The sequence below is a fragment of the Microbacterium sp. M1A1_1b genome, assembly GCF_053345565.1.
This window is the reverse complement of sequence record NZ_JBKFAJ010000004.1, coordinates 1-21093: the sequence shown is the minus strand read 5'-3', so window position 1 is coordinate 21093 and position 21093 is coordinate 1. Positions and strand designations below refer to the sequence as shown.

General features: G+C 71.1%; 24 protein-coding genes. 13 read left to right on the top strand and 11 right to left on the bottom strand.

Annotation, left to right across the window (positions count from 1 at the left end):
• The first annotated feature begins 28 nt into the window (after positions 1 to 28).
• From ACLBWP_RS10585 to ACLBWP_RS10550, 8 genes are all read left to right on the top strand, one after another.
• Positions 29 to 745, top strand: a complete 717-nt coding sequence (locus ACLBWP_RS10585; protein ID WP_447655157.1) for a GntR family transcriptional regulator — start codon at positions 29 to 31, stop codon at positions 743 to 745.
• Positions 746 to 1317: 572 nt separating this feature from the next.
• The gene (locus ACLBWP_RS10580; protein WP_447655156.1) at positions 1318 to 2316 is read left to right on the top strand and encodes a sugar phosphate isomerase/epimerase family protein; all 999 of its coding nucleotides are present in this window, start codon (positions 1318 to 1320) and stop codon (positions 2314 to 2316) included.
• Positions 2313 to 3266 (top strand): 3-hydroxyacyl-CoA dehydrogenase family protein, encoded by a 954-nt coding sequence (locus ACLBWP_RS10575; protein ID WP_447655155.1) that lies wholly within the window; start codon positions 2313 to 2315, stop codon positions 3264 to 3266. The genes ACLBWP_RS10580 and ACLBWP_RS10575 overlap by 4 nt, the downstream gene beginning before the upstream one ends.
• An 11-nt stretch (positions 3267 to 3277) precedes the next feature.
• Positions 3278 to 4045: an SDR family NAD(P)-dependent oxidoreductase gene (locus ACLBWP_RS10570; RefSeq protein ID WP_447655154.1), complete on the top strand. Its 768-nt coding sequence runs from the start codon at positions 3278 to 3280 to the stop codon at positions 4043 to 4045.
• An 87-nt stretch (positions 4046 to 4132) separates the two neighbouring features.
• Complete coding sequence (locus ACLBWP_RS10565; RefSeq protein ID WP_447655153.1) at positions 4133 to 5515, top strand: MFS transporter; 1383 nt, start codon at positions 4133 to 4135, stop codon at positions 5513 to 5515.
• Positions 5512 to 7218 carry a dihydroxyacetone kinase family protein gene (locus ACLBWP_RS10560; protein WP_447655151.1) on the top strand — a complete coding sequence of 569 codons (1707 nt, stop codon included), beginning with the start codon at positions 5512 to 5514 and terminating at the stop codon, positions 7216 to 7218. Before ACLBWP_RS10565 ends, ACLBWP_RS10560 begins: the two co-directional genes overlap by 4 nt.
• Complete coding sequence (locus ACLBWP_RS10555; protein WP_447655150.1) at positions 7215 to 8006, top strand: triose-phosphate isomerase family protein; 792 nt, start codon at positions 7215 to 7217, stop codon at positions 8004 to 8006. Before ACLBWP_RS10560 ends, ACLBWP_RS10555 begins: the two co-directional genes overlap by 4 nt.
• Before the next feature lie 21 nt (positions 8007 to 8027).
• Positions 8028 to 8471: a VOC family protein gene (locus tag ACLBWP_RS10550; protein ID WP_243563546.1), complete on the top strand. Its 444-nt coding sequence runs from the start codon at positions 8028 to 8030 to the stop codon at positions 8469 to 8471.
• On the opposite strand, the gene ACLBWP_RS10545 is transcribed toward ACLBWP_RS10550, so the two are convergent.
• The 8 genes from ACLBWP_RS10545 to ACLBWP_RS10510 form a co-directional block, all read right to left on the bottom strand.
• The gene (locus ACLBWP_RS10545) at positions 8468 to 9139 is read right to left on the bottom strand and encodes a response regulator (protein ID WP_243563545.1); all 672 of its coding nucleotides are present in this window, start codon (positions 9137 to 9139) and stop codon (positions 8468 to 8470) included. The genes ACLBWP_RS10550 and ACLBWP_RS10545 overlap by 4 nt on opposite strands.
• On the bottom strand, positions 9136 to 10389 hold the full coding sequence (locus ACLBWP_RS10540) for a sensor histidine kinase (protein ID WP_447655149.1): 1254 nt from the start codon (positions 10387 to 10389) through the stop codon (positions 9136 to 9138). The genes ACLBWP_RS10545 and ACLBWP_RS10540 overlap by 4 nt, the downstream gene beginning before the upstream one ends.
• A gap of 43 nt (positions 10390 to 10432) precedes the next feature.
• Positions 10433 to 10633, bottom strand: coding sequence for a hypothetical protein (locus ACLBWP_RS10535; RefSeq protein WP_447655148.1), 201 nt, complete (start codon positions 10631 to 10633; stop codon positions 10433 to 10435).
• 164 nt (positions 10634 to 10797) lie between these two features.
• Positions 10798 to 12018, bottom strand: a complete 1221-nt coding sequence (fdhA, locus tag ACLBWP_RS10530; RefSeq protein ID WP_243563542.1) for a formaldehyde dehydrogenase, glutathione-independent — start codon at positions 12016 to 12018, stop codon at positions 10798 to 10800.
• A gap of 56 nt (positions 12019 to 12074) precedes the next feature.
• The gene (dhaK, locus tag ACLBWP_RS10525; protein ID WP_447655147.1) at positions 12075 to 13070 is read right to left on the bottom strand and encodes a dihydroxyacetone kinase subunit DhaK; all 996 of its coding nucleotides are present in this window, start codon (positions 13068 to 13070) and stop codon (positions 12075 to 12077) included.
• 146 nt (positions 13071 to 13216) lie between these two features.
• Positions 13217 to 13846, bottom strand: a complete 630-nt coding sequence (gene dhaL, locus ACLBWP_RS10520) for a dihydroxyacetone kinase subunit DhaL (RefSeq protein WP_447655146.1) — start codon at positions 13844 to 13846, stop codon at positions 13217 to 13219.
• Positions 13843 to 14631, bottom strand: a complete 789-nt coding sequence (locus tag ACLBWP_RS10515) for an HAD-IA family hydrolase (RefSeq protein WP_447655145.1) — start codon at positions 14629 to 14631, stop codon at positions 13843 to 13845. The genes dhaL and ACLBWP_RS10515 overlap by 4 nt, the downstream gene beginning before the upstream one ends.
• Entirely contained in the window at positions 14628 to 15491 is an 864-nt protein-coding gene (locus ACLBWP_RS10510) for a class II fructose-bisphosphate aldolase (RefSeq protein ID WP_447655144.1), read from the bottom strand. Before ACLBWP_RS10510 ends, ACLBWP_RS10515 begins: the two co-directional genes overlap by 4 nt.
• A 132-nt stretch (positions 15492 to 15623) precedes the next feature.
• On the opposite strand from ACLBWP_RS10510, the gene ACLBWP_RS10505 reads away from it, so the two are divergent.
• Entirely contained in the window at positions 15624 to 16361 is a 738-nt protein-coding gene (locus ACLBWP_RS10505) for a GntR family transcriptional regulator (protein ID WP_243563537.1), read from the top strand.
• Positions 16362 to 16389: 28 nt separating this feature from the next.
• On the opposite strand, the gene ACLBWP_RS10500 is transcribed toward ACLBWP_RS10505, so the two are convergent.
• On the bottom strand, positions 16390 to 17622 hold the full coding sequence (locus ACLBWP_RS10500) for an ATP-binding protein (protein WP_447655143.1): 1233 nt from the start codon (positions 17620 to 17622) through the stop codon (positions 16390 to 16392).
• Positions 17623 to 17712: 90 nt separating this feature from the next.
• Here ACLBWP_RS10500 and ACLBWP_RS10495 point away from each other — a divergent pair, with 90 nt between their 5' ends.
• Positions 17713 to 18225, top strand: coding sequence for an AAA family ATPase (locus ACLBWP_RS10495; RefSeq protein ID WP_447655142.1), 513 nt, complete (start codon positions 17713 to 17715; stop codon positions 18223 to 18225).
• Between the two features lie 14 nt (positions 18226 to 18239).
• Here ACLBWP_RS10495 and ACLBWP_RS10490 read toward each other — a convergent pair whose 3' ends face one another.
• Both ACLBWP_RS10490 and ACLBWP_RS10485 read right to left on the bottom strand, forming a co-directional pair.
• A complete protein-coding gene (locus ACLBWP_RS10490; RefSeq protein WP_447655141.1) occupies positions 18240 to 18665 on the bottom strand; it encodes an NUDIX domain-containing protein in 426 nt (141 codons plus the stop codon).
• 3 nt (positions 18666 to 18668) lie between these two features.
• The gene (locus tag ACLBWP_RS10485) at positions 18669 to 19349 is read right to left on the bottom strand and encodes an SDR family NAD(P)-dependent oxidoreductase (protein WP_447655140.1); all 681 of its coding nucleotides are present in this window, start codon (positions 19347 to 19349) and stop codon (positions 18669 to 18671) included.
• Positions 19350 to 19530: 181 nt separating this feature from the next.
• On the opposite strand from ACLBWP_RS10485, the gene ACLBWP_RS10480 reads away from it, so the two are divergent.
• From ACLBWP_RS10480 to ACLBWP_RS10470, 3 genes are all read left to right on the top strand, one after another.
• On the top strand, positions 19531 to 19713 hold the full coding sequence (locus tag ACLBWP_RS10480; RefSeq protein ID WP_243563533.1) for a hypothetical protein: 183 nt from the start codon (positions 19531 to 19533) through the stop codon (positions 19711 to 19713).
• A gap of 18 nt (positions 19714 to 19731) precedes the next feature.
• Positions 19732 to 20280, top strand: coding sequence for a MarR family winged helix-turn-helix transcriptional regulator (locus ACLBWP_RS10475; RefSeq protein WP_243563532.1), 549 nt, complete (start codon positions 19732 to 19734; stop codon positions 20278 to 20280).
• 83 nt (positions 20281 to 20363) lie between these two features.
• Positions 20364 to 21002 carry a TetR/AcrR family transcriptional regulator gene (locus ACLBWP_RS10470; protein ID WP_243564472.1) on the top strand — a complete coding sequence of 213 codons (639 nt, stop codon included), beginning with the start codon at positions 20364 to 20366 and terminating at the stop codon, positions 21000 to 21002.
• Positions 21003 to 21093 lie beyond the last annotated feature (91 nt).

Sequence of the window (21093 nt, the reverse complement as noted above, 5' to 3'; positions counted from 1 at the left end):
CGCACACCGACTCTCTAGGATCGACGGTGTGACGACCACGGTGCCCGGCTTCGGAGCGGAACGGATCACGCAGCGCGGGCTGCGCGACCGGGTCTACGACCGGGTGCTCGACGTGCTGATGGGCCACGACGTCGAACCGGGCACGCGCCTGTCGATCGACGGTCTGGCGCGCACCCTGGGCGTCTCGCCCACCCCGGTGCGCGAAGCGCTCGTGCAGCTCGAACGGACCGGTCTGGTCGTGCGCGAGGCGAACAAGGGCTACCGGGTGGCGCCGCCGCTCGCCGGCGAGCAGCTCGAGGCACTGTTCGACGCGCGCCTGATCGTCGAGACCGGTGCGGTCGACCTGGCGGCTCGCGGTGACGTGGTGGCGCTGCGCGCCCGACTGGAGGCTGCGCTCGCCGAACAGGCCGAGGTCGCCGCCGACATCGCGCGGGTGGGCGCGGGGGCCGCGTCCGAGGAGACGATGGCCCGCTTCTTCCGCAGCGACTGGCAGTTCCACCAGGTGCTGTTCGACGCGACGCGTAACCCGTTCCTGCAAGAGATGTCCGAGGCCATCACCACCCGGGTGCACCGGATGCGGCAGATGGTCGAGGGCGGGGACGACGACACCGACCGTGCCGTGCACGAGCACCAGGCGATCATCGACGCGCTGGCGGTCGATCCAGCTGCGGCGGTCGCGGCGATGCGGGCGCACATCGACGCCGTGCGTGAGCGGTCGCGGGCGGACGCGTCCCACACGCTCTGACGCGCGACGTCCTGATCCTCTGTGACGGGGACGGACGCCCGTGCCGAGGTTCGGGTCAGCGGCCCTTGGGGGCGCGACGTCCTGATCCTCTGTGACGGGGACGGACGTCCGTGCCGAGGTTCGGGTCAGCGGCCTGTGGGGGCGCGACGTCCTGATCCTCTGTGACGGGGACGGACGCCCGTGCCGAAGTTCGGGTCAGCGGCCTGTGGGGGCGCGACGTCCTGATCCTCTGTGACGGGGACGGACGCCCGTGCCGAAGTTCGGGTCAGCGGCCTGTGGAGGCGCGACGTCCTGATCCTCTGTGACGGGGACGGACGCCCGTGCCGAAGTTCGGGTCAGCGGCCTGCCGGGGAGTCGTCGTCCTGATACGGGGACGGACGCCCGTGCCGAAGTTCGGGTCAGCGGCACGGGCGTCCTGATCCTCCGAGCCCGGTCTTCTTCGGAGCCCCCCGTCAGAGGGGTTTGGTCCCACTTCGGTACGACCTGTTGCGATCTGCCGTGGTCGGAGTATCTTTCCTACAGGAAAGAGGTTCAGAGACGAACCGCACACCGTAGTCGCAAGGGAGCACTCCGTGAGCACACCGCAGGACTGGGTCCAGCAGGACTGGGACACGACGACCTGGACCGCCGACACGTGGCCGATCGCCGCCTGCCTGCACGGTTTCCCCGCCGTCGGCCGCGACGGCGTGGCCATGCACGACGCGGACCCGGCGGTGTGGGACGACGTGTTCGGCCAGATCGCCGCCGCGGGGTTCTCGCTGGCCGAACTCGCCGACAGCCACATCCGCCCCGCCGACCTCGAGCCCTCGCGCCGCGACGAGCTGTTCGCCGTCGCCCGGGCGCACGGCATCGGGATCCCGTCCGTGCACCTGCAGCGCCGCAGCGTCATCCAGCCCGGACACGAGGCCGAGAACCTGGCGTACGCGCACCGCACGATCGACGCAGCCGCCGAGTGGGGCATGCAGGTGTTCTCGACCGGTCTGCACCAGCCCTTCAACGACGCCCAGAAGCGCGCGCTGTGGTTCTGGACGGCGCAGGGCCCGAAGGACCCGGACGACCCCGAGGTGTGGGCCGCCGCGGTGTCCCGACTGCGCGAACTCGGCGAGCACGCGGCGTCGGTCGGACTGCCGATGGCGCTCGAACTGTACGAGGACACGTACCTGGGCACCGCCGACAGTGCGGTCCGCCTGGTCGACGAGATCGGACTCGACACCGTCGGGCTGAACGCCGACGTCGCCAACCTGATCCGGCTGCACCGCCCGGTCGAGCAGTGGCGCGAGCTCTTCGCGAAGACCATGCCCTACGCCAACTACCTGCACGTCAAGAACTACACGCGCGACGAGTCGGCCGACGGCAGCTGGGCGACGAGCGTCCCGAGCACGATGGAGACCGGGCTCATCAACTACCGCCAGGTCCTGCGCGACGCGGTGGCGGACGGGTTCCGCGGCATCGTCATGACCGAGCAGTACGGCGGGGACAGCCTGGGTGTCTGCGCCACGAACCAGCAGTACATCCGGGGCGTCCTGGCGACCGCGGACTTCAGCACCACCACCGAAGGAGCAACTCGATGAGCACCCTCGACATCGCCGTCGTCGGATCCGGCTACATGGGCGGCGGCATCGCCCAGGTCCTGGCCCTGGCCGGGCACACCGTCCGGATCGCCGACGTCTCGGGCGACATCGCCCGCGCCAACCTCGACCGACTGCTCGGCGAGACCGCCCAGTTCGTCGCCGACGGCCTGTTCCCCGAGGATGCCGTGGAGCGGGTGCGTGAGCACCTCAGTGCCGCGGAGACGATCGAGGACGCCGTCGCGACCGCGGACTTCATCGAGGAAGCGGTGCCCGAGAAGCTCGCGATCAAGCACGAGACCCTCCGCCGCATCAGCGCTGCCGCCCGCCCGGACGCCGTGATCGGGTCGAACACGTCGACGATCCTGATCGCGTCGCTCGCCGAGGCCGTCACGAACCCGGAACGCTTCCTCGGGGTGCACTTCTCGAACCCGGCGCCCTTCATCCCGGGCGTCGAGCTGATCCCGCACCCGACGACGAACGACCACACGGTCGAGGTCGGCGAGGCCGTGGTGGCCGCCACCGGCAAGCAGTCCGCCAGGGTGAAGGACTCCACCGGGTTCGTGCTGAACCGCCTGCAGTACGCACTGTTCGACGAGGCATCGAAGATCGCCGACGAGGGCATCGCGACCCCGGACGACATCGACACCATCGTCCGCACCACGTTCGGGTTCCGCCTGCCGTTCTTCGGCCCGTTCGCCATCGCGGACATGGCCGGGCTCGACGTCTACGCGTTCTGCTTCGAGTCGCTGCAGACCCGCTGGCCCGAGCGCTTCGCCACACCACCGACGCTGCAGCAGCACGTCGATGCCGGCGAACTCGGCACGAAGTCAGGCTCGGGCTACCTGGACGTGCCGGCCGACCGCACCCCCGAGCTGGTCGCCTACCGCAACCGTGCCTACGTCGCCATGCAGCGGCTGTTGGACGAGCTCGGCCCGGCACCGATCCACTGAGGGAGACGACCATGAGCACCGAGCACCAGAGCAGGACGGTCGTCCTCACCGGGGCGGCATCGCCGCGCGGCATCGGCCGCGCCACCGCACACCACCTGGCCGAGGCGGGGTGGGACGTCGGGATCATCGACCTGGACGACGACGCGTCACGCGCCGTCGCTGCCGAGGTCCACGAGCAGCACGGCGTCCGTGCCGTCGGCGTCGGCGCGGACGTCTCCGACGAAGCAGCGGTCCGCGCCGCGTTCGACACGATCGAGGCCGAGCTCGCGCCGCTCGTCGCCCTCGTGAACCTGGCGGGCGTCTCGTCGGCGCACGCCTACCTGGACCTGCCGCCGGGGGAGTGGCACCGGGTGCTGTCGATCAACCTGGACGGCGTGCACTTCGCCAGCCTGCGAGCGGCGGAGTCGATGGTGACGAACGGGTACGGACGCATCGTCACCCTGTCCTCGGTCTCCGCACAACGCGGCGGCGGCACCTTCAGCAAGACGCCGTACACGGTCGCCAAGGCCGGCGTCATCGGGCTCACCCGGGGACTCGCCCGCGAACTCGGCCCGCGCGGTGTGACCGTCAACGCGATCGCCCCCGGCCCGATCGACACCGACATCATGGGCGGCACGCTGACCGAGGAACGCAAGACCGCGATGGCCGCCGACGGGGTCCTGCCCCGCATCGGCACCCCGCGGGACATCGCCGCGGCGGTGGCGTACCTGATCAGCGAGGACGCCGGGTTCGTCACCGGCCAGACCCTGAACGTCGACGGCGGCCTGTACATGCACTAGGCCCGGCCGCCCGCGGAACGTGACCGGTCGTGACCGGCGCGATCCGCGCCTCCAGTCCCGCACCGTGCTCGCAAAGGAGCGAACCCCGTGTCACTGCCCCCTGCCCCCGCGCTCGGATCGACCAACGACCCCGGCCTGCGGTCCGCCATCGGCAAGGCGACCAAGCACCTGATGCCGATGCTCGTCATCCTGTACTTCGTCGCCTTCCTCGACCGCACCAACGTCGGCTTCGCAGAAGAGGCGCTGCGGGTCGACCGTGGCATCTCGGACGCGGCGTTCGCGCTCGGCGCCGGCATCTTCTTCATCGGCTACGCCATCTTCGAGATCCCGTCGAACCTGCTGCTCAAGCGGTTCGGTGCCCGGTTCTGGCTCGCCCGCATCGCGATCACGTGGGGCATCGTCGCCGCCCTGTTCGCCTTCACGACGAACGACACGATGTTCATCGTGCTGCGGTTCATCCTGGGGGTGACCGAGGCGGGACTGTTCCCCGGCGTCATCATGTACCTGTCCGAGTGGTTCCCGAACAAGGTCCGCGTGCGGATGTTCGCGATCTTCTACCTGGCACAGCCGTTCTCACAGATGATCGGCGCACCGTTGTCCGGCGGGTTGATCAGCGTCGGCGACCAGGCCACGCCGTTCCACGGGTGGCAGGTCATGTTCGCGGGCGAAGGGGTGCTGGCGGTCCTGGCCGGTGTCGCCGCGGTGGTGTTCCTGACGAACAGTCCGCAGCAGGCGAAGTGGCTCGAGCCGGGGGAGAAGGCATCGCTGACGGCCGCGATGGAACGCGAGGACACCGCCCGCAGCCAGGACGGCCCGACCGGCATCTGGAAGGCGATGGCCAGCGGCCGCGTCTGGTACTTCACGATCATCTACTTCTGCCTGCAGGTCGCCGTGTACGGCACGACGTTCTACCTGCCGCAGCAGGTGTCGTCGCTGCTCGGGCAGGACGTCGGCTGGCAGGTCGGCCTGGTCACCGCGATCCCGTGGCTGGTCGGACTCGTCGCCTGTTACCTGATCGGCTCACGCGCCGACACGGTGGGACGGCGCCGCCGCTGGGGCGCGATGTTCTACGTCACGACGGGGTTGTCGATCCTGGGCTCGGCGTGGGCGGGTGCGAACGGGCAGCCCGTGCTCGGCATCCTGTTCATCACGCTGGCCGTGGCGAGCTTCCTGGCGGTCGGCCCGATCACCTGGGCGTACCCGACGGCGTTCCTGACCGGGGCCGCGGCCGCCGCGGGCATCGGCCTGATCAACTCGCTCGGCAACCTGGGCGGGTTCGTCGCCCCGATCATGCGCACGGCCATCAACGAGGTGGTCCCGACCGACAGTGGTGCGTTCGGCATCGTGTCCCTGGGGGTGCTCGCCTTCGTGGCCGCGGTGATGATCTTCTGCACCAAGTTCTTCCGCGGGGCCCGGGCCGACGAGTTGCTCGACACCTCGCACGTGGCGACGAAGGAGACGACACGATGACCCGACTGTTCAACGACCCCGCGGACTTCGCCGACCAGGCGACCGAGGGCTTCGTCGCGGCGAACGACCGCTGGGTGCGCCGCGTGCACGGTGGCGTCGCCCGGTCGACCACGAGCCCGGACGGCACCGTCGCCGTCGTCATCGGCGGTGGCTCCGGCCACTACCCGGCGTTCGGTGGGCTGGTCGGCCCGGGGCTGGCCGCGGGTGCCGCGCTCGGCAACCTGTTCGCCAGCCCGAGCGCCCAGCAGGTCGCCGGCGTCGCCCGTGCGTCCGAGCACGGCGGCGGTGTCCTGCTGAGCTACGGCAACTACGCCGGTGACGTCCTGAACTTCGACGCCGCGGCGCGCACGCTCGAGCAGGACGGGATCCCGGTCCGGACCGTCCGGGTGACGGACGACGTCGTCTCCGGGCCGGCCGACCGGGCGCACGAGCGTCGCGGCATCGCCGGGGACCTCTGCGTGTTCAAGGTCGCGGGTGCCGCGGCCGAGCAAGGGCGTGACCTGGACGCCGTCACGGCCGTCGCCGAGCGGGCGAACGACCGGACCCGCTCGTTCGGCGTCGCGTTCTCCGGGTGTTCGTTGCCCGGCGCAGCCGAGCCGCTGTTCACGGTGCCGGCCGGTCGGATGGCGGTCGGCATGGGCATCCACGGCGAACGCGGGATCGACGAGACCGATGTGCCGACTGCCGACGGACTGGCCCAGCTGCTGGTGACGCGGCTGCTCGACGAGCTCCCCGAGGGCGTCGTGGTCGACGGCGCACGGGTCGTGCCGATCCTGAACGGGCTGGGCAGCGTCAAGTACGAGGAGCTCTTCGTCGTCTACCGCTCGGTGCAGCGGCTGCTCGCCGACGCCGGCACCGTGCTGGTCGAACCCGAGGTCGGTGAGCTGGTCACGAGCTTCGACATGGCCGGGGTGTCGCTCACGCTGTTCTGGCTGGACGACGAACTCGAGGCACTCTGGGCAGCGCCGGCCCACACCCCCGCGTTCCGCAAGGGCGGCGCGCTGCCCCAGCAGCCGGTCGCCGCGGCCGAGGCCGAAGCCGACCTGCAGGCCGTCACCATCGGCCCCGCGTCCGACGACTCACGCCAGGTCGGCGCATCCGTCGCGCGCGCCCTCGCCGCCGCCCGAGCCGTCGTCGACGAGCACGCCGACGACCTCGGCCGGCTGGATGCGGTTGCCGGGGACGGGGACCACGGCATCGGCATGCAGCGCGGTGCGCACGCGGCCGACACCGCAGCGGCCGATGCGGTCGAGGCCGGTGCCGGTGCGGGGAGCGTGCTGCGGATCGCCGCGGACGCCTGGTCCGACCGGGCCGGTGGCACCTCCGGCGCGATCTGGGGAGCCGGACTGGAGGCCCTGGGTCGCGTCCTCGGCGACGACGAGCGTCCGACGGGTGCGCGCGTCGCGGACGCGGTGCACGCCGCCACCGAAGCGGTGCTGGCCTTCGGCGCGGTCCCCGGTGACAAGACGATGGTCGACGCGCTCGTGCCGTTCGACACGGTCCTGCGTCAGCAGCTCGACGGCGGAGCACCCGTTGCCCAGGCCTGGCGCGCGGCGTCCGACGCGGCGCGCTCGGCCGCCGACGCGACCGCCGCGATGCTCCCGCGCAAGGGCCGCGCGCGGACCCACGCCGAGCAGGCCGTCGGCACCGCGGACCCGGGAGCCGTGTCCTTCGCGCTGATCGTCGCCGCGGTGGCGCCGTGACCACGATCGGGATCTCGCTGAAGACCTACTTCTCGCACGCCCGGACCCTGGCGTGGGCGGGGGCCGTCGCGGACATCGCCCGTCGGCACCCGGCCGTGCTGTCCGGCGCGGCGACGCTGTTCGTGGCGCCGACGTTCCCGGCGCTCGTGCCCGTACACGAGCTGCTCGCAGGGTCGGGTGTGCAGCTCGCCGCACAGGACCTCGGGTGGGCCGACGACGGGCCCTTCACCGGTGAGGTCTCCGGCGCCGAGCTGCACGAGATCGGGGTCGACCTGGTCGAGATCGGGCACGCCGAGCGCCGCGCGCTGTTCCACGAGACGGACGCGGTCGTCGCCGCCAAGGTGCACGCGGCGTTCCGCAACCACCTGCGGCCGCTGGTCTGCGTCGGTGAGACGACCCGGCCCTCCCGTGCGGACGACGCAGCGACGGACGACGCAGCGACGGACGACGCCGTGTCGGACGTGACCGCGCAGCTCGACCGCGCGCTGTCCGAGTCCGACGCCGCCGGCGTGACCGGACCACTCACGGTGGCCTACGAGCCGGTGTGGGCGATCGGCGCGGCCGAGCCCGCGCCGGACCAGCACGTCGTCGCGGTGCTCGAGGGTCTGGCGGCGCACCTGGCGAGGCGAGCCGAGCTGGCAGGCAGCACGGTGCTGTACGGCGGCAGCGCCGGACCCGGTCTGCTGACGCGTGGCCACGGACGCATCGGCGGACTGTTCCTCGGCCGGTTCGCCCACGACCCCGCCGCCGTCGAACAGGTGCTCGACGAGGTCCTGGCCCTCGGCTGAGCGCAGCAGTACGGTTCCTGCATGAGCGCACCCGTGCCGTACTTCCACTTCTCCGGAACCGCCGCCGACGCCCTCGACACCTGGCAGCAGGTGTTCGGCGGCACGGTCGAGCGGCACACCTTCGCCGAGTTCGGCCGTCAGGACGGGCCGGGCGACGCGATCGCCCACGGCGAGCTGCGCGGTCCGGTCGACGTCTTCGCGGCCGACACCGCCGACGGCGAGCACCCGACGGTCGTCGACGGCGTGCTGTTCGCGCTGCTCGGAGCGGCGGACGCGGCGACCTCGGCACGGTGGTTCGACGCGCTCGCCGAGGGCGGCACGGTGCTCGACCCGCTGACGCTCCGGCCGTGGGGCGACCACGACGGGCAGGTGCGTGACCGCTTCGGGGTCACGTGGTTGATCGGGTTCCAGGGCCCGGCTGCTGGGGCAGCGCCTACTGCCGACCAGGCGCCTGCCGCGGACTAGGCGTCGCGGGCGCCGGCCAGGCCGTGGTCGTGCGCGTAGACGACCAGCTGCACCCGGTCGCGCAGCGCCAGCTTGCCGAGGATGCTCGAGATCTGCGTCTTGACCGTGGACTCGGTGACGAACTCCCGCGCCGCGATCTCCGCGTTCGACAGCCCGCGCGACGCCCACCCGAACACGATGCGCTCGCGGTCGGTCAGCGTCTGGAACTCGGACGGCTGCGGGGCCGGCGCACGCTCGACGTCGGCGCCGAACAGCTGCGACAGGTCGTTCGGCGCGATCACCGAGCTCCCCTCGTGCACCGCCCGGACCGCCGCGAACAGGAACGGCGGCGTGGTGTCCTTGAGCAGGAACCCGCTCGCGCCCAGGCGGATCGCCGTGGCGGCCGCCGGGTCCAGGCCGAACGTCGTCAGGACGACCACGCGGGGCAGCGGACCCTCGACCGCACCGGAGAACAGCCGGCGGACGGTCTCGACACCGTCCATGCCCGCCATGCGCATGTCGAGCAGGAGGACGTCCGGCCGGAGATCCGGGACGAGTGCGAGCGCCTCGGCGCCGTCGGAGGCCTCGCCGACGACGACCATGTCGGGCTGGGCGTCGAGCACGACGCGCAGGCCCGCGCGGAACAGGGCCTGGTCGTCGGTGAGCAGGATGCGGATCGGATCGGTCATCGGTTGGTCCCCCCATGGACGTCGAACGGGATGCGGGCGCGTGCACTGAACACGGCGTCGAGGACGGCGGCGTCGAACGACCCGCCGAGGGCGGCCAAGCGGGACTGCATGCCCGTCAGGCCGCGGCCGGACCCCGCGGTGGACGGGCGTGGGTCGATGTCGAGCCCCTCGCCGACGGGCTGCTCGACGACGGGCACCGCGTTCTCCACCTCGAGCACCAGGTCTGCCGACCGCCAGGTCTCGCGCACCGTGACGCTGCCACCGGGAGCGCCGTGCCGCAGCGCGTTCGTCAGCATCTCCTGCAGCACCCGACGGGCTGCCGTGCCGGTCTCGTGGCCCAGCGAACCGGCGTCACCGCGGACGGTGTGCTCGACGTCGACCCCGGCTTCGCGGATGCCCTGCACGATCGCCTCGAGCGACGCCGGATCGGTGCCGATGTCCGAGCCGTCGATGTGCCCGAGCACCTGACGGACCTCGACCAGCGAGCTGCGGGCGGTGCTGGCGATCGTCGCGCTGACCTCGCGGATGCGGGCCTCGTCGTCGAGGAACGGCACCGAGTCCGCCTGCGCGATGATGACCGCCAGCGAGTGGCCGACCACGTCGTGCACGTCGCGGGCGATGTCGGCGCGGATGCGTTCGGACTCGGCTTCGTCGACGGCACGGGTGGCCACGGCCTCGGCGCGGCTGGCCAGCTCTTCTGCCCGGCTGGCCGCGGCTTCGGCATCGGCGCGGCGGACCGACTCGAGGACCTGCGACCGGACCGCCCGCGTCGCCAGGCCGGTCGCCCACACGGACACCAGCGCCAACGCCGGGGCGGCCAGCACGATCGCGGCCTGGTCGCGGGGGCCGTTCAACAGCACCGCGAACCGGTACCCCGTGTGGGCGAGGTACATCGACGCGGTGGCGCCGGCGACGACCGACAGCACACCGGCCAGCACGACCTCGGTCCGCGTCCCGACGATCGCGACGCTGCCGACCACCACGAACAGGGCGAGGTCGACGAGTGACGGGCGTTCACCACCGAGCACCTGGACCACACCGAGGGCGACCGCGACGAGCATCGCGCCGGACGGGGACAGACGACGGACGGCGATCGCGAGCGTCGCGGCGACCACGGCCAGCAGGCTCGCGTGTTCGAGTTCGAGGTCGATCGGGGCCAGGAAGACCACGGCGGCGACCAGTGCCCACGCCAGGTCGACCACGATCGACCGCAGGGGGAGCGGCCTGATGAACCCGCGCCCGTCCCTCACGGCTCGATCATCGCACGGCGCCCGACACGGTGGTGAGTGGCGCTCATCCCGCTGTGCTGTCGGTGCCGCTGGTCACGGTGACGCCGGAGCTGCCGACGGTCCGGGAGACGGTGCTGCTGTCGCTGCTGCGAGTGTCGGTGCTGTCCGGGGCGTGTGCGCCACCGATCGCCCAGCAGGCCACCCCGATGACGACGGCGATGACGACGAGGGTGGCGGCGGTGGTGCGGGTGGTCGAGGTGGGCATGGTCCCAGCCTCGGTGCTCGCGACGGTCCGGACATCGCTCCAGCGGGTGAACGCGCTGGGTCGTCCGGGCGAGATCCGGCTGGACCACGTGCGGACGGGAGGCCCGGTGCCAGCTGGCACCGAGCCTCCCGTCCGGTGGGGTGCCGGCCCTCAGGCCGCCGTGATCAGGCTGCCTTGATCAGGCCGTTCGGGTTCAGCACGTACTTCGTCGCCGCACCCTTGTCGAACTCGGCGTAGCCGCGCGGAGCGTCCTCCAGGCCGATCGCCTTGGCGTTGACGTTCGCCGCGATGCTGGTCCGGTCGTGCAGGATCGCCATCATCAGCTGCCGGTTGTACTTCATGACCGGGCACTGGCCCGTCGTGAACGACAGCGACTTCGCCCAGCCGGTGCCCAGGCTCAGGGACAGCGAGCCCTTCTTGGCGGCGTCGTCGACCCCGCCCGGGTCACCCGTGACGTAGAGCCCGGGGATCCCGAGCGCTCCGCCGGCCGCCGTGACGTCCATCAGCGAGTTGAGGACCGTCGCCGGCGCCTCGGAACCCGATCCGGACCCGTGGCCCTTCGCCTCGAACCCGACGGCGTCGATGCCGCAGTCCACCAGCGGTTCGCCCAGGATCTGGTCGATCTGGTCGGCCGGGTCGCCCTTCGTCAGGTCCACGGTCTCGCAGCCGAAGCTGCGGGCCTGGGCCAGGCGGTCGGCGTTCATGTCGCCGACGATGACGACGCTCGCACCGAGCAACAGCGCCCCCGTGGCGGCGGCGAGTCCGACCGGGCCGGCGCCCGCGACGTAGACGGTCGAACCGACCTCGACGCCCGCGGTGACCGCGCCGTGGAACCCGGTGGGGAAGATGTCGGACAGCATCGCCAGGTCCAGGATCTTCTCCATCGCCTGGTCCTTGTCCGGGAACTTCAGCAGGTTCCAGTCGGCGTAGGGCACCAGCACGTACTCGGCCTGTCCACCGACCCAGCCGCCCATGTCGACGTAGCCGTACGCGCTGCCCGGACGGTCCGGGTTGACGTTGAGACAGATGCCGGTCTTACGCTCCTTGCAGTTCCGGCAGCGGCCGCAGGCGATGTTGAACGGCACGGACACCAGGTCGCCGACCTTGATGAACTCGACGTCCGGGCCCACCTCGACCACCTCGCCGGTGATCTCGTGCCCGAGCACCAGGTCGGTGGGAGCGGTGGTGCGACCGCGGACCATGTGCTGGTCACTGCCGCAGATGTTCGTCGCCACGGTGCGCAGGATCGCGCCGTGGTTGACCTTGCGCCCGACGTTGGCGGGGTTGACGCCCGGCCCGTCGTGCAGTTCGAAGGTCGGGTAGTCGACGTCGATGACCTCGACCTGCCCCGGTCCCTTGTACGCGACTGCGTGGTTCGTTGCCATGTGATCCTCCTTGGTCACAGTGCGGCGGCGCCGGATCCGACGCCGTGGTCTGGTGGTCAGAACGTGCGGATCGGGATCTCGGCGGGGGCGGCGAGCAGTTCCTCGACCTCGTCGTCGAGCTTGACCAGCGTGATCGACGCCCCGGCCATGTCGAGCGACGTGCAGTACTCGCCGACGTAGCTGCGCACCGGGGTGATGCCCTGCGCGACGAGCTTCTCGTGCGCGATCCCGTACAGCAGGTACAGCTCGCTGATCGGGGTGCCGCCGAGCCCGTTCACCATGAGCGCGACCCGGTCCCCGCTCGAGAAGGGCAGGTCGGACACGATCGGGTCGAGCAGGATGTCCACGATCTCGTCCGCCGGCACGATCTTCTGCCGTGCCCGCCCGGGTTCACCGTGGATGCCGACACCGACCTCGATCTCGTCGTCGCCGAGCTCGAACAGCGGGGAGCCCTTGGCCGGGGGCGTGCAGGCCGTCAGCGCGACGCCCATCGTGCGCGTCACCGCGTTCACCTTCTCGCCGACCCGCACCACCTCGTCCAGGTCCGCTCCCGCCTCGGCCGCGGCACCGACGGCCTTGATGACGAAGAAGTTCCCCGCGACACCGCGGCGGCCGATCGTGTACGTGGAGTCCTTGACCGCGACGTCGTCGTCGATGAAGAGCGTCCTGACCTTGATGCCCTCGGCCTCGGCGAACTCCTCGGCCATCTCGAACGCCATCTTGTCGCCCGTGTAGTTGTTCACGAGCAGCAGCACGCCCTTGGCGCTGTTCACCCGTCGGGCGGCCGCGATCACGTAGTCCGTCGGCGGTGCGGCGAACACGTCACCGGGGCAGGCGGCGTCGAGCATGCCCTTGCCCACGACCATGACGTGCGCGGGTTCGTGCCCCGAGCCGGACCCCTGCACGATCGACACCTTGTCGTCGTTCGGGGCGTCGGCCCGGACCACGAGGTTGTACTCGGGGTCGTAGGTCAGGGTGTCGGGGTTCGCGAGTGCGAGCCCCTTGAGCATGTCGGGGACGAACTGCTTCGGGTCGTTGACGAACTTCTTCATTGCGGGTGCCTCACTCCTTCGTGATGGGTCGCGGGGTGGCTCGGGTCGGTTCGGACCGGCCGGTTCGGGTCGGGGTGTCTCGGGTCGGGCTGGGTCCGGTCGGGCTGGGTCCGGTCGGGCTGGGTCGGGTCGGGTCGGGTCGGGTCTCACCAGGTCTCGGCGATGCGTTCGGCCAGCACCGCGACGGCGACGGCGCCCGGGTCCGGCGACCCGATGCTGCGCTCGCCGGTGTACGACGCGCGGCCACGCCGGGCCTGCAGCGCCGAGGTCGCGTCCGCCGCGCTCCGTGCGACCTGGGCGGCGTGGCGGGCGATCGCAGCACCGTCCGAGTCCCCGCCGGCGTCGGCCTCGATCGCGTCCGTCATCGGCACGATCGCATCGAGCAGGGTCTTGTCGCCCAGGTCGGCGCCACCGCGCTTCTTGATCCCCTCGACCGCCGCTCGGAGCATGGCGACGACGTCCTCGGTGCCCAGGTCCCGCTTGCCCTTGACGACCCCTGCGGCCCGCAGGAACGCGGTGCCCCAGATCGGACCGGACGTGCCGCCGATCCGGCTGCTCATCGTCATCGCGACCCGTTGCAGGAACGCGCCGGGGTCCTCCTGGTCGTACCCGTCGAACTCGGCGAGCACGATCTCGAACCCGCGGGCCAGTGAGTACCCGAAGTCGCCGTCCCCGGCGACGGCGTCCAGGTCCGAGAAGGCCGTCTCGTTGTCGACGCAGGTCTGCGCGATGCGCTGCACGACGGTCGCCAGTCGGGTGGTGGCTTCGGTGGTCACGGTCGTCCTCCGGTCAGTCGCAGCAGTTCGGTGAGGGTGTCGAGCGTGACCTGACCGGCCGGCTCGACGTGGTGCGGGTCCTGCAGCACCCGGTCCGGGGTGTCGGGCAGGTCGCCCAGGCTGTCGACGACCAGGGCGGCGCCGGTGAAGTCCTCGTCGGCGGTGTAGCTGCTGACGGTGACGACGGTGCACAACCCGGCGGCGACGGCGGCGCGCAGGCCGTTGGCGCTGTCCTCGACCACGACCGTCTCGTCCGCGGGCACGCCGAGCTCGCGGATCGCCAGCTCGTAGACGTCCGGCGCCGGTTTCTTGCGCGGCACCACGTCACCGGCGAACACCGCGAACCACGCGGCCGCGTCCTGGCCGACGACGTGCTCGAGCACCGCTCGCACCGACGCCTCGGCCGACGTCGAGGCGATCGCCAGTCGCCATCCGGCGTCGTGCGCTGCGTGCACGATGCGTGCGATGCCGGGTCGAGCCGGCAGCGCGCCCGCCCGGACCCGGGCCGTGTACCGGCGCGTCTTCTCGGCGTGCCACTCGGCGACGGCGGCCCGCTGGTCCTGGGGGTCGGACGGGAGGCCCGCTCGGCCCACGAAGTCCGGTGTCAGCAACGACGCCAGGCGTTCCTTGCCGCCGCCGATCCGCAGGACGCTCGCGTAGTCGTCCTCGCTCCACCGGACCGGCAGGCCGAAGTGCGCGAACGTCTCGTTGAAGGCCGGCAGGTGGCCGTCGCGTTCGGTGTCGGCGAGCACGCCGTCGCAGTCGAACACCAGCGCGTGCGTCATCGGCGCCCGGCCCTGCCGTCCGCGCCGAACCACGTCACGTGTTCGGCGATGACGTCGGTGACGGCGGACTCGATCGCGGTGACGAGCTTGGGCGGGTCCCAGCTGTCGGATGCGCGGGCCTGTTCGAGGTGTGCCAGCGAGGCCCGCATGTAGGCGTGCTTGACCGCGGTGGAGATGTTGATCTTCGACACCCCGGCGTCGATGAACGAGCGGAAGTCCGCTGCGCTCAGGCCGGTGCCCCCGTGCAGGACGATCGGCCGGTCGGTCAGCGCCGCGAGTTCGGCCGCGCGCTCGGGCAGCAGCACGGGGTCCGCCTTGTACAGGCCGTGGCTCGTGCCGAGCTGCGGGGCGACCAGGTCGGCGTCGGTCCGTGCGGCGACGTCGGCCAGTTGCTCGACCGAGTACGCGTGCCGTGACGCGTCGCTGCCGACCCCGTCCTCGACGCCCAGGATGTTCTCGATCTCGGACTCCACGTCGACGCCCGCGGCGTGCGCTGTCGCGGTCACCTCGCCGGTCTCACGCACCGCGGCGTCCAGGTCGCGGTCCGACGCGTCGAACAGGACGCTGGACCAGCCGGCGGCGATCACGTCGTCGAGCACGGCGCGGTCCGGGCAGTGGTCCAGGTGCAGGGCGACCGGCACGGTGACGTCGCGGGTGAGGGCTCGGAACAGGTCCGTGGTGAACGCGGTCCCCGAGCTCCGGACGGTCTTCACGGAGATCTGCACGATGAGTGGTGCCTGTGTCCGTGTGGCTGCGGCGATCACCGCGCGCATGCTCAGCTCGTCGAAGACGTTCACGGCCGGGACCGCGTACCCGTCATCGCGGGCCGTCCTGGTCATCGCCCTGGTGGACACGTCCATCGGCACTCCTCACTCCGTCGTGGGATGGTCGTCCGCATCGACGACGTGCTCGGACTGTACCTGTCTAGACAGGGCTCGACAAGTAAACTGACCGATCATCCGATGTGAGTCGGCCGAGCAGCGAGGTGGTCCGTGATCGACGCAGTGGAACGCGACTCCGTCGTGCCCATCTACCAGCAGCTCGAGGACATCTTCACGGCCAAGATCGCCAGCGGTGAGTGGCTGCCGAGTCAGCGGATCCCGTCCGAGAACGAGCTCAACCGGCACTACGGGCTGAGCCGCATGACGGTGCGCGGCGTGCTCAACAAGCTCGCCGCCGACGGCCTGCTGACCCGCGTCCCGGGCAAGGGCACGTTCGTCGCGCCGGACAAGATCAGCGCGGTGTCACCCGCCTACCGCGGCATCCGCGAGCAGCTCGAGGTGCTCGGGTACGACATCACCACCGAGCTCGTCGCGCTCGACCGCGGCCCCGCTCCGGCGCGTGTGCGGGACCGCCTGGGACTCGGCGCCGACGACGACGTGTTCGCGATCGTGCGACTGCGATCGGTCGACGGCAAGCCCCTGAGCGTGCACCGCTCGTTCGTGCCGGCGGCGATGGCCCCGACCCTCGCCGGGCTCGACGTCGTCGGTGAGCAACTCTGCGTGGTCCTCGAGGACGCCTTCGGCCTGGCGATGCACGACGTTGCCGAGACGCTCGAGGCCGTTGCCGTCGCCGAGTCCGACGCCACCCTGCTCGACCTGCGCCGCGGGGACCCGGCGCTGCAGCTCACCGACGTCATCTCCGACCGGGCCGGTACCCGGTTCGAGTACTCGACGATCGTGTTCCGCGGGGACCGGATGCGCCTGCAGTTCGACTACACGCGGCCCTGACCCACCGCGGTGAAGCCACCGGATGACATCAGTCGACGCGGGGCCAGTCCGAGGTCAGGTACGCCTCGACTGCTCGATTGCGGAACGAGTACAGCCGTCCCCGGGTGATGATCCCCCGCACTCTGTCCAGTCGCTGCGATGACGGGCCCGCTTGCGTGGCAGATGCCATCCCCATCCGAGCAGCGATGTTCGTCAGCTGTCGCTCGGCTGGTGGGAGTGCGGCCATCGCGTCCACGAACTCGTGCTCGCGGGGCGGCAGGCGGTTGAGGATCCGCTCGACGTGTGCCGACGCCTCGCCCTCCGCACCACGCCATCCCGCGCGGACGTCGTCGGACGAGATCATCGGTCGGTCCGAGGCATTCCAGGCGCGTTGTCCGGCAAGCTGGAACAGGAACGGTTCGCCGGAGCACAGCGCCACGATCGCCCGGACGGCCTCCGGGTGCATCCAGACCCGTTCTGGAGTCCCGTCCGGCGAAGCGGTCTGCCAGCCGTCGAGGACGAACGGCTGGAGTGCCGCGAGCAGGTCGTCTTCAGCGAGTGCGGTCAGCGTGACCGTTCGGAAGCGGCGGGCGAACGTGGCGCCCTTCCGGGCCCCAGCCATGTCCTCGAAGTCCGGCAGCCCGGTGAGGTACACCGTGATCGGGAGGAACCGTTCGATCTCGACGCCGCCGGGTGCCGTGATAGTCACTTCGTGCGCCAGAGCGTCTCCGAGGGCGATGAGCAGCTGCGAGAGCGCTGCTTCGTCCGCGATGTTCTGCACTTCGTCGATGTGGATCAGGACGACCACGTTGTTCTCGATCGCGGCCTGACCGAGCTCGACGAGCAGTTCGAACAAGGCCGTGAAGGGTTCCTGTCCCTCGCCTGGTCGCATTCCCAACGAGAACCCGGAGACCGCGACCTGCTCGACCCGGGCGAGGAGATCGAGCACGCGTTGCCGCGATGACGAGCGCAGACCAGCTCGGTCGGCCAGCCGGAGAACGGCGGCGGCAACGAGCCTCAGCGGATCGGCGCCGGATGGCATCCGGATCTGTGGGGTCACCCAGTCGCCTGCGTCCGCGGCGTCGCGCGCGATCTTACGGACGAGACTTGACTTGCCCGTGCCGGGTTCACCGAGGATCGTCCGCCCGGTTTCGTACAGCCCAGCGAGCCGTCGTGGACGGACGACGTCCCTCCAGTCGCTCAGTTGCTCGACCCGACCCACCCAGACATCGGGAACGACATCCGAGCCGGGCTGGAACGGATTCGAGAGAGGTGACCGCATGTCGGACAGCGTAGCGTCACGATAAATTTATCGCGGGTGCCAGGCCATCTTGATAAACTTATCAAGCCGACCTGCTTGTAGGTTCGGCGCATGGCACTGGTGCTGACCTGCGGACTGTCCTTCTCCGGCAAGAGCACCCTCGCAGCGCGCCTCGCCGAGGAGCTCGGTGCCCAGATCACGAGCCTCGACCGCATCAACGACGAGCGCGGGCTGGACGGCGGCCAGGGCATCCCGCTCGAGGAGTGGGCGACGACGAACCGCATCGCCCACGAACGGGTGGCCGGCATGCTCGCGGACGGAACGCACGTCATCGTCGACGACACCGGGTCACCGCGGTTCGTCCGTGACGCGTGGCGTGCGGACGCGGACCGCGCGGGCGTGCCCTTCGTCCTCGTCTGGGTGCAGATCGACCCGGAGCTGCAGCGGGCCCGGGTCCGGTCGAACCGTCGGTCAGGGCTCCGAGCGGACGTCACCGACGCCGTGCTCGCCGAGCACGCGGCGACCTTCGAGCCACCCACCCACGAAGGCGCCCTGGTCGTCGACGCCGCGCGCACGGACGACGCGGCAGTCGTGGCGGCGCTTGCCGACCAGATCCGGTCCTGATCCCGGCGGCGCGGTCATGCGGCCCCGATCTGCGCACCCAGGCCGGCGGCGAGCACATGCGCGTCGCGGAGTGGCAGCCACCAGCACGTCCACGAGACCGCGGGCCCACCGTCCGACCGCGAGGCCTCACCGGCCTGCCACCGCTCGTCGAGGTCCACGTCGGCCATCGACATCAGGAAGAAGTGCCGCACCGCGATCTCGTCGCGCGCCGGACGGAGGTCGTAGCGCTCGACGCCGAGCGGACGGAGCACGGAACCCCGGTGTCCGGTCTCCTCGAACAGCTCACGCTCCGCTGCGTGCTCCGGGGACTCGTCGCGCTCGATGGTGCCGGCAGGGACCTGCACGCCCGTCACCGTCATCGGCAGCCCGTCGTGCGTGAACACGAGGAGGTGCTCCGCGTGCACGACGTAGCAGACGACCTTCGCGACGTCGCGGGGCACGGGTCAGACCGACACGGACCCGAGCATCCGGTGCGCGATCGAGATCGACTCGCCGGACACGACCGACAGTGGCGACGACAGGAACGCGACCAGGTCGGCGATCTGCTGCGGGCTCGACTCGCCGCCGGCGCCGCGCTGCACGCTGCCCGACGGCTCGTCGGTCACGGTACCCGGGTTGACCACGTTCACGGTGACGCCCGACCCGGCGGACTCGTCGGCCAGGTTCTTCGCGATGATGTTCGTCGCCGCATTGCGGAGTGACGCGGTGATGTTGCCCGAGATGTAGGCGTTCTGTCCGCTGATCACGACGACCCGACCGAAGCCGGCGTCGCGCTGCGCGGGCAGCACGGCGTTCGCGACCCGCAGGAACCCGAGCGCCTTGCCGTCGACCGCGCCGGCGACCTGGTCGGGGTCGGACTTGCGGGCCGGGTCGAGCGTTCCCGCGCTCGGAGCTGCGGTGACGACCAGGACGTCGATCCGACCGTGTTGTTCGAGGACCGCGCGGACACCGGCATCGACCGACTCCTGCGAGGCGGTGTCGATCGCGACGCCGTCGTCGCCGGCACTTCGAGAGGCCACGACGACCGTGGCCCCTTCTGCACGGAGTCGGTCGGCGACGGCGGCGCCGATGTAGCCCTTCCCTCCGACGACGAGCGCGACACGGTCTGTGAGTTGGAGGTCCATGACTCGACGCTATCCCCGGCCACCCCGCACGTCCGGCCCGCTCCGCGGCGGCGGCCTCGAACGGTTCGGTGCGCGAAACGTACAGAAGACGAACCGTTCATTGCACGAACCGTTCACGTTCTGAAACACTCTCGGCGTCCGACACGGACGCATCGAGATGGCCAGGAAGGTGGAAGCACGCATGCGCAGCACGTACCTCGGAGTCCAGCGGAACACGCGGATCGCCGGCTCCCACCCCCGCGTCGGCCTGACCGCCCCGGACGTCATCGACGCCTGGGTCTCGGCTCGGATCGAGGACCCGTCGCTGCTGTCCCGGCGCACCGAGCCCTCGTACGCCGACTTCTTCTCGGTCCCCCGTTCCTGACCAGGAGCTCCTGACCCCATGCCGTTGACCGTCGTCCGCCGCGAGCACCACCACCTGTACGGCCGTCAGCCGCGGTCCGCAGCAGCCCAGCGCGCCGTCGACGCCCTGCTCCGCCTGCAGCACGCCGAGGAGCAGCAGATCGAGCACGCCCGCACCGAGAGCGGCATGTCGAAGAACGAGTTCCTGGCCGTCCGGTACCTGCTGCAGGCCCACCGCGACGAGCGGGCGATGGGGCCCAAGGACCTGGCGGTGATGCTCGCGGTGTCGAACGCCTCGGTCACCAAGCTGGTGGACGCCCTGGTCGAGCGCGGAGACGTCGTGCGGACGGCGCACCCGTCCGACCGCCGGGCACAGGTGCTCGAGCCGACGGAGCAGGCCGCCGCCACGATCGAGGCGTCCTACGCCCACTTCCACCAGATCGTGGTCGAGGTCTTCGACGGGCTGTCCGACGGCGACAACCAGGCGGTCGCGCACGCGCTCGGCCAGGTGGTCGGAGCGCTCGCCGAGGCGGTGCCGGAGCCAGCCGACGAGTACACGGTGCGCGAGACGGTCGACGCGACCAGCTGACGGACTGGAGGCCCGGTGCCAGCCCGCACCGTGCCTCCCGTCGGTTTCCCCCACCGGAAACCTTCCAGCGGTAAGTTGACAGGATGACCGCCGATGACGACGCCGAGACCGCGCCCCGGCGCAGCTACCGCAAGGGCGCGGAGCGGCGGACGCAGATCCTCGACGAGATGATCCGGATGGTCGCCGAACAGGGCGTGGACGCGTCGTCGCTGCGGTCCGTCGCCGAGGCGCTCGGCATCACCCACGCGGCGCTGCGGCACTACTTCCCGTCGCGGGACGAACTGCTGCTCGCCGTGTACCGCGAGCACGAGGTCCGCGAGCAGCACGCTCCCGACCGCCTGCAGTCGGCGATCGGGGACATGCGTGAGAGCGCGGGCCGGAACCGCGAGGTCCCCGGGCTCGTGCAGCTCTACACGACGTTGGCGGCCGACGCGGTCGGGCAGGGGCACCCCTCGACGACCGAGTTCATGCGGGAGCGCTTCGCCCGGCTGCGCGGGCAGCTGTCCGAGCTGATCGCGCGGGACCAGGCGGACGGGCGGATCCGTGCGGATCTGGACCCGACCGATCTGGCGTCGCTGAGCATCGCCGCGTCGGACGGGTTGCAGGTGCAGTGGTTGCTGGATCCCGAGGCGGTCGACGGCGAACGGGTGCTGCGGTTGCTGGAGTCGTTGGTGCCCGCAGCAGGGGCGGTTGGTCACGAAGTGGTAACGGACGAGAACTGACCAAACCACTCCGGCAGGGGCGCCGAATCACTGTCACCAGCCGGGAAACACCCGGAGCGCTCACCAGCCGCAGGTAGCTGGTTCTCCACCC

Excerpts from the sequence above, each read along its gene's own strand:
- ACLBWP_RS10575 (WP_447655155.1), top strand. The coding sequence starts at position 2,313 with ATGAGCACCCTCGACATCGCCGTCGTCGGATCCGGCTACATGGGCGGC.
- ACLBWP_RS10570 (WP_447655154.1), top strand. The coding sequence starts at position 3,278 with ATGAGCACCGAGCACCAGAGCAGGACGGTCGTCCTCACCGGGGCGGCA.
- ACLBWP_RS10560 (WP_447655151.1), top strand. The coding sequence starts at position 5,512 with ATGACCCGACTGTTCAACGACCCCGCGGACTTCGCCGACCAGGCGACC.
- ACLBWP_RS10550 (WP_243563546.1), top strand. The coding sequence starts at position 8,028 with ATGAGCGCACCCGTGCCGTACTTCCACTTCTCCGGAACCGCCGCCGAC.
- ACLBWP_RS10545 (WP_243563545.1), bottom strand. The coding sequence starts at position 9,139 with ATGACCGATCCGATCCGCATCCTGCTCACCGACGACCAGGCCCTGTTC.
- ACLBWP_RS10535 (WP_447655148.1), bottom strand. The coding sequence starts at position 10,633 with ATGCCCACCTCGACCACCCGCACCACCGCCGCCACCCTCGTCGTCATC.
- fdhA (WP_243563542.1), bottom strand. The coding sequence starts at position 12,018 with ATGGCAACGAACCACGCAGTCGCGTACAAGGGACCGGGGCAGGTCGAG.
- dhaK (WP_447655147.1), bottom strand. The coding sequence starts at position 13,070 with ATGAAGAAGTTCGTCAACGACCCGAAGCAGTTCGTCCCCGACATGCTC.
- ACLBWP_RS10515 (WP_447655145.1), bottom strand. The coding sequence starts at position 14,631 with ATGACGCACGCGCTGGTGTTCGACTGCGACGGCGTGCTCGCCGACACC.
- ACLBWP_RS10510 (WP_447655144.1), bottom strand. The coding sequence starts at position 15,491 with ATGGACGTGTCCACCAGGGCGATGACCAGGACGGCCCGCGATGACGGG.
- ACLBWP_RS10500 (WP_447655143.1), bottom strand. The coding sequence starts at position 17,622 with ATGCGGTCACCTCTCTCGAATCCGTTCCAGCCCGGCTCGGATGTCGTT.
- ACLBWP_RS10495 (WP_447655142.1), top strand. The coding sequence starts at position 17,713 with ATGGCACTGGTGCTGACCTGCGGACTGTCCTTCTCCGGCAAGAGCACC.
- ACLBWP_RS10485 (WP_447655140.1), bottom strand. The coding sequence starts at position 19,349 with ATGGACCTCCAACTCACAGACCGTGTCGCGCTCGTCGTCGGAGGGAAG.
- ACLBWP_RS10480 (WP_243563533.1), top strand. The coding sequence starts at position 19,531 with ATGCGCAGCACGTACCTCGGAGTCCAGCGGAACACGCGGATCGCCGGC.
- ACLBWP_RS10475 (WP_243563532.1), top strand. The coding sequence starts at position 19,732 with ATGCCGTTGACCGTCGTCCGCCGCGAGCACCACCACCTGTACGGCCGT.
- ACLBWP_RS10470 (WP_243564472.1), top strand. The coding sequence starts at position 20,364 with ATGACCGCCGATGACGACGCCGAGACCGCGCCCCGGCGCAGCTACCGC.